This window comes from Paenibacillus sp. Marseille-Q9583 (genome assembly GCF_976954365.1).
Map to the genome: position 1 here is coordinate 34,331 of NZ_CDRJTB010000054.1, position 14,197 is coordinate 48,527.

General features: G+C 46.5%; 11 protein-coding genes. All 11 read right to left on the reverse strand.

Translation table 11 applies throughout. From position 1 onward, the window contains the following. Nucleotides 1-106 precede the first annotated feature (106 nt). Nucleotides 107-1,219: an undecaprenyldiphospho-muramoylpentapeptide beta-N-acetylglucosaminyltransferase gene (gene murG, locus ACWNM1_RS21745; protein WP_042190850.1), complete on the reverse strand. Its 1,113-nt coding sequence runs from the start codon at nt 1,217-1,219 to the stop codon at nt 107-109. A gap of 5 nt (nt 1,220-1,224) precedes the next feature. After that, nucleotides 1,225-2,322: a stage V sporulation protein E gene (spoVE, locus tag ACWNM1_RS21750; protein ID WP_042130238.1), complete on the reverse strand. Its 1,098-nt coding sequence runs from the start codon at nt 2,320-2,322 to the stop codon at nt 1,225-1,227. 54 nt (nt 2,323-2,376) lie between these two features. Continuing rightward, the gene (gene murD, locus ACWNM1_RS21755) at nt 2,377-3,798 is read right to left on the reverse strand and encodes a UDP-N-acetylmuramoyl-L-alanine--D-glutamate ligase (protein WP_449602613.1); all 1,422 of its coding nucleotides are present in this window, start codon (nt 3,796-3,798) and stop codon (nt 2,377-2,379) included. 3 nt (nt 3,799-3,801) lie between these two features. After that, the gene (gene mraY / locus ACWNM1_RS21760) at nt 3,802-4,767 is read right to left on the reverse strand and encodes a phospho-N-acetylmuramoyl-pentapeptide-transferase (protein ID WP_042190854.1); all 966 of its coding nucleotides are present in this window, start codon (nt 4,765-4,767) and stop codon (nt 3,802-3,804) included. Nucleotides 4,768-4,788: 21 nt separating this feature from the next. After that, entirely contained in the window at nt 4,789-6,192 is a 1,404-nt protein-coding gene (locus tag ACWNM1_RS21765) for a UDP-N-acetylmuramoyl-tripeptide--D-alanyl-D-alanine ligase (protein ID WP_449602618.1), read from the reverse strand. Beyond that, nucleotides 6,192-7,679 (reverse strand): UDP-N-acetylmuramoyl-L-alanyl-D-glutamate--2,6-diaminopimelate ligase, encoded by a 1,488-nt coding sequence (locus ACWNM1_RS21770; protein ID WP_449602614.1) that lies wholly within the window; start codon nt 7,677-7,679, stop codon nt 6,192-6,194. Before ACWNM1_RS21770 ends, ACWNM1_RS21765 begins: the two co-directional genes overlap by 1 nt. Nucleotides 7,680-7,833: 154 nt before the next feature. Continuing rightward, complete coding sequence (locus ACWNM1_RS21775) at nt 7,834-9,759, reverse strand: stage V sporulation protein D (protein ID WP_076299654.1); 1,926 nt, start codon at nt 9,757-9,759, stop codon at nt 7,834-7,836. 80 nt (nt 9,760-9,839) lie between these two features. Continuing rightward, nucleotides 9,840-12,071: a penicillin-binding transpeptidase domain-containing protein gene (locus ACWNM1_RS21780; protein WP_449602615.1), complete on the reverse strand. Its 2,232-nt coding sequence runs from the start codon at nt 12,069-12,071 to the stop codon at nt 9,840-9,842. Between the two features lie 45 nt (nt 12,072-12,116). Further along, entirely contained in the window at nt 12,117-12,509 is a 393-nt protein-coding gene (locus tag ACWNM1_RS21785) for a septum formation initiator family protein (protein ID WP_076284765.1), read from the reverse strand. Between the two features lie 23 nt (nt 12,510-12,532). After that, a complete protein-coding gene (gene rsmH / locus ACWNM1_RS21790; protein ID WP_042190866.1) occupies nt 12,533-13,486 on the reverse strand; it encodes a 16S rRNA (cytosine(1402)-N(4))-methyltransferase RsmH in 954 nt (317 codons plus the stop codon). 36 nt (nt 13,487-13,522) lie between these two features. Then, on the reverse strand, nt 13,523-13,960 hold the full coding sequence (gene mraZ / locus ACWNM1_RS21795; protein WP_042130255.1) for a division/cell wall cluster transcriptional repressor MraZ: 438 nt from the start codon (nt 13,958-13,960) through the stop codon (nt 13,523-13,525). Between the last annotated feature and the right edge of the window lie 237 nt (nt 13,961-14,197).

A 14,197-nucleotide genomic window follows, 5' to 3' on the forward strand; every position in this document is an offset into this window, starting at 1 on the left:
TGTCCTGGGTGATTGTCACGATTATAGGATTATCCTATGTTCGTTCCTCCAAGTGTGTGACAGAGAGCTGCCAATAAGGAAAACCCGTATGGAAAACGATGATATCTTAAGACTTCTTACCCGCAAGTCTTCGGAGCTCGCTTGTGATTACTGCCGCAGAATCTCTTTTGCCGAGTCGTTTGGAGGCCACGGACATCTGCTCACGCACGGCTTCAGTTCCGATGATTTTTTGAACCGCCTCATATAGTGCCGTGCCGTTTAAATCTTTCTCAAGCAGCACCACAGCAGCACCTTCACGTTCCAACTGTCTTGCATTCGCCTCCTGATGGTTATTCGTCACATTAGGAGATGGAATGAGTACAGAGGGAATACCCAGCGCTGTAATCTCAGCGAGAAAAGAGGCTCCAGCCCGATTAACGATCAAGGAAGTACAAGCCAACACCTCTGGCATATTATGAACGTAAGGAAGAACATGCAACCAGTTTGGTATGCTACCCAGCTTTTGACGCAATTCCGCCCGAGTCTCTTCGAAATAAGGTTCACCTGTAACATACACATAATGAACACCATTACCCTTACCCACTTTAGGGGCCATTTCAATCATAGCTCTATTAATAGCCTTAGCTCCCTGACTGCCACCAACCACCAAAACAACAGTACTGCCATCCGAAATCCCCAGCGATGCGAATCCACGTTGCGGACTTGCTGTAGTAACTGTTGTGGCACGTGGATTGCCAGTATAGATCACATTTTTGCTGCCCGGAAAAGAGGACTCTGTTCCTTCAAAGCTTACGGCAACTGTACTCGCATACCGACTCAGAAAGCGATTGGTTAGACCTGGTATGGCATTTTGTTCATGGATCAAAGTAGGGATGCCCAACCGGGATGCAGCATAAACGACTGGACCACACACATAACCGCCTGTTCCAATCACAACATCTGGTTTGAATTCTCTTAACATTTCTTTGGATGCCTTAACACCCTTCAAGAAACGCATCACGGTCTTGACATTGTCTATGGATAGCTTGCGCCGAAAACCAGTGATGTCAATAGATTTGAAAGGGATATTCTCTTGAGGAACAAGCTTGCTCTCTAAGCCACGTGTTCCACCAATATAGAGGAAGGTAGATTTGCTATCTTCCAACTCCATTTGCCTAGCAACAGCGACCGCAGGATAGATATGTCCACCCGTGCCTCCGCCGCTTAATACGATACGCATCTCTTTCACCTCGCAAAACGGGATAAGTTCAATAGAATGCCAAGGGATGTTAGCATCAGTGTAAGTGAAGATCCACCATAGCTAATCAGAGGAAGCGTGATGCCCGTTACAGGCATTAGACCAATAACAACACCAATATTAATAATGACTTGCACAGCCACCATACAGACGATGCCAACGGCCAAATAGCTTCCAAAACGGTCAGGTAGACTCATCGCCACCTTCATCCCTCGCCAGATTAGAATAAGAAATAGGATCAACACAGCCAAACCACCGATAAACCCCAGCTCCTCGGCCAATATAGAAAAAATAAAATCTGTTTGTGGCTCAGGTACATAGCTGTACTTCTGCCGACTCATTCCTAATCCAAGGCCACCGAGCCCACCAGGACCAATCGCATATAACGACTGAATGATCTGGTAGCCTGCACCAAGGGGGTCGGACCAAGGATCAAGAAAAGCGGTAATCCGCTGCAACCGGTAAGGCGCTGCTGCAATCAAAGCAACAAACCCTGCCGCACCAGCTACTCCAAGTGAAAGTAAATGCTTCATTCTAGCCCCTGCTGTGAAGACCATCATCAAGGCTGCACCAAACATGACGGTACCTGTACCCAAATCCGGCTGGAGCATGATCAGCGCGAAGGCTGACCCAATGAGCGCAAGTGGTGGGAGCAAGCCGCGTGTGAAGGAAGTGATGTCGTATTCCTCTTTTCCTAGCCAATTGGCTAAGAATAGAATCATCCCCATCTTCATAAATTCGGAAGGCTGGATCCCGAAGGAGCTAATTCCCAGCCAGCTGCGCGCTCCCCCGCGTACTACACCAATACCAGGGATAAGCACAATAACAAGTAAGAAAAAGCAGATCAGAAGTGCCGGCTTAGCCAGCTTTTTCAGCACCCTGTAATCGGTATTCGCCGTAACGAACATTGCGACTAGTCCCAGTCCTGCAAACAAAAGCTGTCTTTTTACAAAGTAAAACGAATCTCCATAATTGCGGAAGCCCAGAACGGACCCGGCGCTGTATACCATCACCATGCCGATCACCAGCAAAGATAGAATAGGAATCAGCAACCAAATATCGGGAGCATGACGAGTTTTGTTCATCAGGAGCACACCTCTTGCATCCGTAGTAGGGATGGGGCTTATCCACCCCCCTACTTAAAGGTTATGCACCGCCTCTTTAAAAATACGCCCGCGCTCTTCATAGGATGTAAACATATCCCAACTTGCACAGGCAGGAGACAAAAGAACGATATCTCCTTCTTCCGCCAGAGCGGAAGCTTCCTGCACAGCTTGCTCTAGCACGGCAGCGGCACTCTCCCCATTATCGACGGAGATAATCTGCTTTAATCCTGCCAGCTGCGCTACATTCGTTAGCTTGTCCTTAGTTTCCCCTAACGCCACTAGCGCTTTAACACGACCGCTCAGGACAGGCAGCAGCTCCAAATAATCGGAACCACGGTCTAATCCACCAGCGATCAGCACTACAGGGCGCTCAAAGGACGTTAATGCCATAATCGTCGCTTTGGAGTTTGTTGCTTTGGAGTTATTATAATAAGTGGCTCCAGCCTTATCAGCCACATACTCCAGCCGGTGCTCCACACCGCGAAATGAAGCAAGCACTTCACCCAATAAAGAGGGGTCAGCTCCAGCAGCAATGGCAATTCCACATGCAGCCAGTGCATTTCCCACGTTGAACCGTCCCGGAATGCTAATGGAATCTACATCAGCAATGATTGTTTCTTGGTCTGCAGATTCGCGATAGATGATACGGCGCTTCAGATCGTCATCTTGACCCGTAATATAGGATGGGCTAACAAACACACCATGAGTGAGCTCCTCGGACATAGAGAACGGAAGAATAGTAGCTTTCATATACGGCACAAGTTCCCGGCAAAAAGGATCGTCCCAGTTCAGCACAGCCGTATCCGTATCTACTTGATTGGCGAACAGCTTTGCTTTGGAATCGACATAATCCTTCATGCTCCCATGATAATCCAGGTGGGTCTCCGCAATATTCAACAAACAACCTATTTTGGGGCGGAAAGTCTCCGTACCTTTGAGCTGGAAGCTGCTGAGTTCGACCACCATCCAGTTATCCTCTGTAGCTTCTTGCGCAGCCTCACAGAGAGGCGTGCCAATGTTACCTGCAACAATCGGATTCATACCTGCAGCATCCAGCATTTGACCTACCCAGGTCGTCGTTGTCGTCTTGCCATTGGATCCCGTGATGCCAATCATCGGCGCTGCACAAAGACGGTAAGCAACCTCTACCTCTGTAACTACTTCAATGCCAAGCTCAAGAGCCTTTTGCACAGGAGGCGCAGAATAAGGAATGCCTGGATTCTTAATGACCAGACTTACACCTTCATGAATCAGTCCATCCGGATGCCCACCGCTTATAACACAAATTCCCAAAGATTCCAATTCGGAAGCTTCGGGACTTATGTTTCTTTCCTTTTTATCGTTCACCGTAACTACAGCGCCTCGATCATGCAGCACTTTAGCAACCTGGACACCGCTTTTTGCGAGCCCAAGAACCACAACTTCTTCACCACGATACATATCTGGATGTTTCATTCGCTACAACCCCTTGCTAATAAATAGTCCAACAGCGGCTAAAATCAAGCTTACCGCCCAGAACGAAATTACCACACGCCATTCCGACCAGCCACCAAGTTCAAAATGATGGTGAATCGGGCTCATTCTGAATACACGTTTGCCACGGGTTTTGAAAGAAACCACCTGTATCACGACAGATAACATTTCCACCACAAACACACCGCCAATAATTAAAAACAGCAGTTCGCTCTTTGTGACAATAGCAATCGCACCTATCGCGCCGCCAATACCAAATGAACCGGTATCTCCCATGAACACCTTAGCTGGATGGGCATTAAAGACCAGAAATCCAAGAACGGCCCCGATCATTGCCGCTGCACACACGCCAGCTGCGATTGACGTAGCCTGCATCGCTACAACAGCATAAGCGGCCAAAGCAATAGCACTTACTCCAGAGAGCAAACCATCTACTCCATCGGTAAAGTTAACAGCATTCGTTACTGCCATCATCATAATAATAATGAATGGATAGTAGAAAAAACCGCCCCAGTCAAAGCTGAAATCAGTACCCGGAACGCTGATACTTGTGCTATGTCCTGCAGAAATCAACAGACCGCACATCACAGCACCTACCAACAGCTGCCCGAACAATTTTTGACGCGCCGTAAGGCCCAAAGAACGCTTGAATACGATTTTGATATAATCATCCAAAAATCCGATCAGTCCAAAACCAAGCGTAGCCACTAGTAGTACGTAGAAATCGTTATTCACCACGGAAAATTTCAGATAAGCCAATGTAAAAGCTACGATGATTACGATACCGCCCATCGTCGGCGTTCCCGCTTTCTTTAAATGGGATTGCGGTCCGTCATCTCGCACCTGCTGTCCGAATTTCATCCTGCGCAGTAGCGGAATGAAGAGCGGAGCGGCAATGACCGCAAGGATAAAGGAAACAGCAATAGTCAATAACAATAGTTGATAATCCATGGGTGCACCCCCTCCATTTTTTTAGGTCTCTTTAATCTCTTTATTAAGGCTCTGAAGCACTTCCTCAAGCCTCATCCCTCTAGATCCTTTGAATAGTACAATATCCTTGGAGCTGCTTTTCTCGATAAGGACGGCTGTTAATTCTGACTTATCCGTAAAAGCCAGCACACGCTCGTTTCCGAATCTTTCCTTTGCAGCTTCTGCAATATGGACTGACAATGGACCATAGGTATATACAAAATCAGTCACTGCGGGGTCTAGGTAGTAGCCAATTTCTTTATGAAACTGTATTTCATCCGGCCCAAGTTCCAGCATGTCCCCCAGTACTGCGATTTTTTTGCCACTGCATTTCATAGTTTGAAGCACATCAATGGCCGCCTTCATAGAAGTCGGACTGGCATTATAAGCATCATTCAAAAGTGTAAGCCCGGAAGAAGTCCGAATCACTTCAATCCGCATGCCCGTCAACTTAAGATTACTTAACCCATTCTCTACATTTTGTTCTGTAATTCCAAAATGGCGAGCAACCGCTAGTGCAGCCAACGCGTTAACAACGTTATGCTGGCCTGGCAGCGGTAATGTAAAAGCATGTTCCTTATGAAGGCTTGACGTAAACGTCATACCACCACTATGGGACATCATCCCAGTCGGATAATCATCATTATCTCCGTTCAGGCCGAAACGGAAGGATACCATCCCCTCCGGAGCCTCAAAAGTGGACTCTTGCATTACCTCAGTCAGCAGCGGTTCATCACCGTTATAAATTAGCAGTCCACCTGGCTTTAGCCCTTCGACTATTTCCAGCTTGGCACGGGCGATTTCTTTGCGGGATCCCAGTTGCAGCAGATGTGACTCACCTACATTAGTAATGACTGCAACATCTGGTGCAGCCAAAGAAGCCAGCAGAGCAATTTCTCCCCGCGAGCTCATACCCATTTCAAGCACTGCAATCTCTGTATCCTCAGCCATGGAAAGAATCGTGAGCGGAAGACCAATATGATTATTGAAGTTTCCCTCTGTCTTGTGCACCTTGTACTGCATTTCGAGCAAGGCCATAATGATATCTTTTGTCGTTGTTTTGCCATTACTGCCCGTAACAGCGACAACCTTCGGAGCGACCTCATTTAAATACGCAGCGGACAGCTTCTGAAGCGCCTCTAGCGTATCTTCAACAATTATGACTCCGCCACCCTCAGGCGCAGGACCTTTATCACGCTGCCATAAGGTCCCTGCAGCACCAGCAGCAATAGCTGTAGCTGCATAATGATGACCGTCAAATTTGTCTCCCGTTAGAGGAACAAACAGGCAACCTGTAGTTATCTTACGGGAGTCAGTAACGACGCCCGTAAGTGGTATATTCATAGCTTCGGCAGCAGGAAGTTCCCCTGCGCACATCACAGCAATTTGTCCCAGTGTTCTTGTAATCAATAGCTTCGACCCCTTATAACTTCTTTAGCGACGATGCGGTCATCGAAATCGTGAACCACTCCGCCAATCAGTTGATAGGTCTCATGACCTTTCCCCGCAATCAATACTACATCGCCAGAGCTTGCCATTTCAATAGCCTTCCCAATTGCTTCTCGGCGATCAACAATCATATGATACCGGTCAGAGGTGACTCCATCCTCTACTAGTCCTGCTTCTATATCCTTCAGAATTAGCCCAGGGTCCTCCGTCCGAGGGTTGTCAGAGGTTACGAATATCATGTCGCTATATTTTGCAGCTATCTTACCCATTAAAGGACGTTTCGTGCGGTCTCTGTCTCCTCCGCAACCAAACACAGTAAGCACTTTACCTGTAGCAAATTCGCAGACCGTTCTTAATACATTTTCCAGCCCGTCTGGTGTATGTGCATAGTCAACGATAACGGCATATTCTTGCCCCTCATCTACTGACTCCACCCGTCCAGCTACCCCATCAATCGCCTCAAGACTAGTCTTGATATCAGGCAGTGACACATCTTCCAACAACGCTGCCGTAATCGCTGCAAGTGCATTATAGACATTGAACTTACCAACCATACGAAGCGAAATGTCCGTCTCACCCTTAAACGTATCAACATGGAAAAAAGTTCCTTTTGCAGTGATCGAGATTTGCGAAGCTCGGACATTAGCGTTGTTATCAATGCCATATGTAATCACTTCCGCTGCAGTTTGGGTTGCAAAATAGTGGCTCGCCTCATCATCGGCATTAAGCACCGCATATTTGCGTTCTTCTTTCCAAGGAGAGATCACATTTCCTAGTCTAGAGAAGAATAGACCTTTAACCGCCCGATACTCCTCCATTGTATGATGATAATCCAGATGATCCTGGGTTAAGTTCGTAAATATTGCTGTACGGAAGTCCGCACCCTTCACACGTCCTTGCTGAAGCGCATGGGAGGAGACTTCCATTACACAACATTCCACACCTTTGGAGGCCATATCATGAAGCGAGCGCTGCAGATCTAGCGATTCTGGAGTGGTCCCTGACATAGGGTAGCTTTTGCCGTCATAGCGCATTTGAATGGTCCCAATCAAACCCGTCTTTATATTCTGGTCTTGCATAATTCGCTCAATAAGATAAGTCGTAGTTGTCTTCCCGTTTGTTCCCGTAACTCCGATCATTCTCATTCGGCTGCTAGGTGAGCCAAAGAATGCATTCGACATGACAGACATCGCAAAACGGCAGTCATCCACAACGATCTGTGGGATATCAAGCTCTAGCTTATACTCACATACGATAGCAGATGCTCCAGAGGCTACGGCTTGCGGCGCAAATTTATGTCCGTCTACGGTGTGACCCGGTAAACAGATAAACAGATCACCCGGACTTACACGGCGGGAATCCGTCTGAAGATCAGTAATCTCCACCTCCCCGTCCCCATATAGACGCGAAGTAGCAAGACAAGCAGATAATTCATTAACTTTCATAGTAATCCCTCACTCTACATTTTCGGATAACAAGCTAAAACGCCTTCGGCGTCCTTTTAAGGACGGTAAGCGGTTATGCGAGAATTATAAGGATAAAGTATAACGTGAAACTTATACTTTCTTATAATTGAACTGAACCCTTATACCTTTATCATTATTCACTAGAAGCTCCCATATAAATCCTGATGGTTGAGCCCTGTTCTACTCTTGCCCCAGCTTTCGGAGCCTGATTGATGACCGTATTGCCAGAGCCTGAACGCGCCAGATTAAAATTCATATTTAAATCCTCATAGATATCTTGTACGGTTGCCCCTGTAAGGTCAGGCACGGTCACAATCGGAGTTTCACCATACTTATAAGTTTTTGGAAGCTGATCACTGCGTTCAGGAACCTTCATATAGTGCAGCGAGTCTTCCAAAATATTTTGCACGATTGGAGCTGCAACTACACCCCCAAATTGAATCCCTTTTGGATTATCCACTGCAGTGTAGACAACGATCTGTGGATCATCCGCCGGCGCAAAACCAATAAAAGAAACAATATGCTCTGTCGGAGAATAACGTCCATTTACAACCTTCTGTGCAGTACCCGTCTTGCCACCTACACGATAGCCGTCGATAAAAGCCGGCCGTCCCGTGCCTTTGGCAACCACGCTCTCAAGTGCTGCCCGCACCTTCTTGGATGTCTCCTCCGAAATGACCTGCCGCACTAGCTCAGGTTTCACCTCTGATACAGTCTCTCCCGTTTCAGGATTAACCCATGATTTTGTTACATGTGGTTTATAGAGATTGCCACCATTGATAGCCGCGGATACCGCAGCAATCTGCTGGATAGGTGTAACCGAGACCCCTTGGCCGAAGGCCGTAGTCGAAAGCTCCACCGGACCTACTTGACTAAGCTTGAACAGAATCCCATTAGATTCTCCGTTTAGATCAATTCCTGTTTTGCTGCCGAAACCAAAATCTCGAATATATTTGAAGAGGGTTTCTTTGCCCAGCCGTTGCCCAAGAGCAACAAAACCAGGGTTACAGGAGTTCTCTACCACCTGAAGGAAGGTCTGGCTGCCATGGCCGCCTTTTTTCCAACAGCGCAGCTTCGCACCCGCCACTTCGATAAACCCAGGATCATAGAAATGATCATTTTGCAGGTCTACCTTACCTTCTTGCAGTGCTGCAGCAAGTGTGATGATTTTGAACGTCGAACCAGGCTCGTAGGTCATCCAAATGGGCAAATTCCGATTATAGATCTGCGGATCATATTCCTTATATAAACCCGGTTCATAACCCGGTCTACTAGCCATGGCCAGAATTTCACCATTCTTCGGATTCATCGCTATAGCCCAAGCACCCTGGGCCTGATATTTTACCATAGCTTGATCCAGCTCACGTTCCATAATGGATTGAATCTGTTTATCAATCGTCAATTGCAGATTAAGTCCATCCTGAGGGGCAGAATACTTCTCCGATGATCCAGGCATGAGTCTTCCACCTGCGTCAGACAAATACGAAATATTGCCTGCTATTCCTTTAAGTAAATTATCGTATATGTTCTCGACCCCGGTAATCCCTTGGTTATCAATACCTGTAAAGCCTAGTATATGCGCGGCAAGATCGCCGTACGGATAATATCTTTTGCTATCCTCAGCGACAACGATGCCCGGCAACTGCAAATCACGGATGCTCGCGGCAAGTTCCATCGTAATTTTGCGGCCGCCGGGCTGTAGTTTCACCGACATTGATTTTTTAGTCAGCAAGCTCATCAGCTTCTCCTCGGTCATCCCAAGCAGAGGCGCCAATTGCTGCGCTGTCTTTTGCTTCTCCTTCACCTGCACAGGCACCGCATAAACCGTAGGGGTACTGATATTATAGGCCAGTGGTATACCTTCACGATCCAAAATTTCACCACGCTTGGCTGTAAAAGGAATATTGCGGCGCAAGGAATCTTCTACCTTGTCACTTAATTTCTCGCCTTGGGATAATTGCACAAAACCAAGACGCACGACCAGCGAACCGAATAGCACTGCCAGTCCCAGCAGCGTCCACAACATTCTCCGCCGTGTTACGACCTTCGAAACCTTCATTCCGTTCTCCCCCGCTTTCACCTATAGACATGAGCTCTTATCTTCATGACTATTCGGGACAAACAGGGGTTAGAACAAGCCTATGGCCCACTCTCCGATTCCGTACCCTCATCAGCAGTCGAAGTTGCAGGATCATCTTCACTCTTATCATTTAATGGTTTCAGCTTCAAAGTAACCAATGTTTTGCCGTTCTTTGTTCCTTCAATCTGTTCCGAGACATATCCTTCGCCTTCTACCGCAATCTCCACTTTTAGAAGTGTTAGAATCTCAAGCGCATCACGCAGCGACTCTCCTTGTAATTTTGGAATGGTAGGCTTGTCCCCTTGCTTGCTTAATAGGTATATACGCTGACCTTGAGCAAGCTTCGTTCCAGCCTCTGGATATTGGGTTTCCACAGAAGCTTCTTCACCGACAACTTCAAAATCAAATCCTTGATCCAGAAGCGTCTCTCTTGCTTCCTTCATCGTTTTGCCCATCAGATCAGGTGTGGTCCGGAGCACAGGCGCTTCAGATTCAACTGTTTTTTTACTATCCTTATCGCTAGTTTCAGTCGCTAACTTTGGAACTCCCATGTATTGCAGAGACTGAGATACGATTTCTTTAAATACAGGAGCTGCAGCTTTACCGCCGCCAACCTCAACGTTCGGTTCATCAATAATAACAATAACAGCGATCTTTGGATCATTCACAGGCGCATAACCAATAAAGGAGACCAGTACTTTGGACTTCACGTAGTCCTTACCTTCAACCTTGATAGCCGTTCCTGTCTTACCTGCGACACGGTAACCTTCTATGTGAGCGTTGCGTCCTGTACCTTTGACTTGGTCGGCAACTACCTGCTCCAAGTATTCACCGGTTTTCTTGGCGCTTGCCTCATCAATCACCTGACGCACTACACTAGGCTGAGTAACCTTAGTGTCTCCGGTGTTTGGGTCCGTAACCTCTTTTACCACATATGGAGTCATCAGTTTCCCACCATTGGCGATAGCAGATACAGCAACCAATTGTTGAAGCGGGGTAACTAGCACTTTACCATGCCCATATGCAAGTGTAGCAATTTCGATAGGACGTCCAAGGTTAGGGTTAACGACCCCACTGGCTTCCCCTGGCAAATCGATTCCTGTCTTCCCATTAAAGCCGAAATCATCAATATACTGTAAAAGTCTATCTTGTCCGAGCATTTCATAAAGTTTTACAAAAAGAACGTTACTAGACCGCTTCACACCTTCCAGGAAACTGATTTGCCCCCAGCCGGCACGATTAATATCATGTAATGCCTTACTGTATCCCTTAATTCTGATAGATCCTGACAGAAATGTAGCTACGGGATCAAAAAGCTTCTCTTCTACAGCTGCAGCAAGTGTTACAATTTTGAAGGTCGAACCGGGCTCATAAGTTGATTTGATAGCATGATTGTAGAAACCCGCTGCATCAGCACCCGTATCCATATATTTATTAGGATCAAAGGTAGGCATATTCGCCATCCCCAAAATCTCCATCGTATTCGGATCAGCAGCAATGACGCTCATACTTTTCGGCTTATATTGCGCATATGCCTTTTCCATGGCCGCTTGTATATATTGCTGGATTGTACTGTCGATTGTAAGCTTGAAATTACTTCCATTTACTACAGGTTTATAGGTATCTTTTGAATCCGGCAGCTTAACCCCTTGACCGTCACTTTGATAAAGCAGCTTGCCATCGGCACCCTTAAGCTGTTCATCTAGGGATTTTTCCAGACCCATAATCGCCTTGCCATCTCGATCTGTATAGCCTAATATATGCGCAGCAAGCGAACCCTTAGGGTAATATCGTTTCTGCTCTCTAACAAGACCAATCCCAGTCTCTTGAATTTTATGCTCTTTCCCTAGGGCTACATAAAATTCTTTCACCTTATCCGCAAGTTCCTGATCGATCTTCCAGCCTTCGTTACGAACCTCACGATTCTTAAGGTATTTGCCGTTCTCGTCTTTAGCTTCAACCAGCTTCCTCAGCTCATCTTCTGGCTTGCCGAGTAGCTCATGCAATCCCTTGACGACCTCATCACCAATTCCCTTTTCAGCAATGACTGCCGGGTTTACAACCACAGTATAAGCAGGGACATCACTTGCGAGCACACTCCCATTACGGTCAGAAATCGTTCCTCGCTCTGCTTTGATAGTCGAAGTGTGCGCCCAAAGTGTAGCAGCCTTTTCTTGCCATTCTGAGCCCTCTATAACTTGAATCCAGAACACTCTAGCTATCAAAACAAGAAAAAAGAGGGTAATACACCCTCCTATAAACAGCGTGCGAAGTTTTATTCTCTTTACCATAAGCGAACCTCACAATTTTTTTATTGCGATCTTGCCAATCGCTCACTAATTATCGCCTTCTGTAGATATCGGATTCGCCGGAATAAAGATTGTAGCATTTTCATCCGGTGCTACGTATCCAAGATCCTTTGCCTTTTGGGCAACCTTCTGCTCCAAGTTCTGCTTCTCCATCTCAAACGTGGAAATTTGCTTCTTAGCAGTCGCTATATCCTTATCTAATTTCTGGGCCTGCAAGTTCAAATCATAAATATGAACGTAACGTGAAATCAGGGTGATAGCCACCAAAACGCATACTCCTAGCGTCAGCATATACAAAAGTTTCTCTTGCAGCGGAAGTACTCTTCGTTTGGTAACTACTTTTGTCTTCTCGCGGTAAAGGGGGTTTACCTCTTCTTTTCTTTTGGGCTGAACTGCTAAATTGCCGCGGGTATAGGCCATCTCTGACTCTCCTTTATCGTCAATTACAATTTTTCTGCAATGCGCAGCTTAGCTGAACGGGCTCGAGTATTAAGCTCAAGCTCTTCTTCAGAAGGCACAAGCGGTTTGCGGTTGATTAACTTAAGCGTGCCTTTCGCGCCACATACACAAAACGGAAAGTCAGGCGGGCATGTACATCTGCTTAAATAGCTGCTTAGTATTTGCTTGCAAATTCGGTCCTCAAGTGAATGAAAAGTGATAACGGATACTCTACCTTCTGGTGCAAGGCAACGTACTGCGCTATGTAATCCTTCTTCAAAAGCACCCAACTCGTCGTTTACAGCAATCCGTAAACCTTGAAAGCTCCGTTTAGCGGGGTGTCCTCCCGTTCTTCGTGCAGCCGCCGGAATACCTTCCTTGATAAGCTCAGCTAATTCTCCTGTGGTCTCAACAGGACTTTCTTCTCTTCTGTCTACAATTTTCTTAGCGATTCTTCGCGAGAACTTCTCTTCTCCATATTGGAAAAGCACACGGGCAATCTCCTGCTCAGACCACGTATTCACAATATCAGCAGCCGTTAATAGCGCTGTCTGATCCATCCGCATATCCAGCGGAGCATCATGATTGTAACTAAATCCGCGTTCTCCCTCATCAAACTGGGGAGAGGATACGCCAAGATCAAAGAGGACTCCATCCACTTGGGGAATGCCATCTTTTTGTGGTACAAAGGGTACATCCTTAAGTACACTCTCCAGATCACGGAAATTGGTCTTAATGAGTACAACCTTGTCTCCGTATTCAGCTAGTCTTTCTTTTGCGTTCTCCAGAGCCCAATCATCTTGATCCAAACAGATTAATCGGCCTTCGCCGCTAAGTTTGGAAGCAATTAGTGCGCTGTGGCCTGCTCCACCGAGAGTGCAATCTACATAGATTCCGTCTTTTTTGATGTGCAGCCCTTCTGTCGCTTCTTCTTTAAGCACCGTGATGTGGTGAAACAAGCTGCATCCCTCCAGGACAGTATTCGATATTGTGTTTTATAGATCAAAATTGAAATCCACCAATTTTTCGGCAATTTCGTTGAACGATTCCTCGGACTGTTCGAAGTACTGCTCCCATAGCTCTTTGTTCCAGATTTCCACCCGGTTCGAAACGCCCAGAATAACACAGTCTTTGTCCAGTTTGGCATACTGCCTTAAATTGGCCGGCAGATTTACCCTTCCCTGCTTATCCCATACACATTCTGTTGCGCCTGAGAAAAAAAAGCGACTGAATGCACGGGCATCTGATTTCATCAGTGAAAGGCTTTTTAGCTTTTGTTCCATGATTGCCCATTCTTCCATGGGATAAACAAATAGACACGAGTCTAGACCACGGGTCGCCACAAAGGAGGTTCCAAGCAATTCACGGAGTTTAGCCGGAATAATAATTCGGCCTTTGTCGTCAATGCTGTGTTGATACTCTCCCATGAACATCCTTTTTCCCACCCCTAATCCCCGAATCCCCACTTTACCCCACTTTTCACCACTTAAGCATAATAGATTCGCCATTAAAAATCAAAAACCTTTTTCTGGTGAAAGGAATTTTTTGCTAAATCAGATGAATCGTTGCCCAAAAAACATTTCGCCACAGAAAAAAGCCATACAATCGGAATCTTGTCCGCTGCATGGCTTTTCAAGCATAAACGTCTTCGGTGTCCTTATAAGGACGCC

Bases quoted from the DNA above. Each gene is read 5' to 3' on its own strand.
- murG (WP_042190850.1), bottom strand. From the start codon at position 1,219: ATGCGTATCGTATTAAGCGGCGGAGGCACGGGTGGACATATCTATCCT.
- spoVE (WP_042130238.1), bottom strand. From the start codon at position 2,322: ATGAACAAAACTCGTCATGCTCCCGATATTTGGTTGCTGATTCCTATT.
- murD (WP_449602613.1), bottom strand. From the start codon at position 3,798: ATGAAACATCCAGATATGTATCGTGGTGAAGAAGTTGTGGTTCTTGGG.
- mraY (WP_042190854.1), bottom strand. From the start codon at position 4,767: ATGGATTATCAACTATTGTTATTGACTATTGCTGTTTCCTTTATCCTT.
- ACWNM1_RS21770 (WP_449602614.1), bottom strand. From the start codon at position 7,679: ATGAAAGTTAATGAATTATCTGCTTGTCTTGCTACTTCGCGTCTATAT.
- ACWNM1_RS21775 (WP_076299654.1), bottom strand. From the start codon at position 9,759: ATGAAGGTTTCGAAGGTCGTAACACGGCGGAGAATGTTGTGGACGCTG.
- ACWNM1_RS21780 (WP_449602615.1), bottom strand. From the start codon at position 12,071: ATGGTAAAGAGAATAAAACTTCGCACGCTGTTTATAGGAGGGTGTATT.
- ACWNM1_RS21785 (WP_076284765.1), bottom strand. From the start codon at position 12,509: ATGGCCTATACCCGCGGCAATTTAGCAGTTCAGCCCAAAAGAAAAGAA.
- mraZ (WP_042130255.1), bottom strand. From the start codon at position 13,960: ATGTTCATGGGAGAGTATCAACACAGCATTGACGACAAAGGCCGAATT.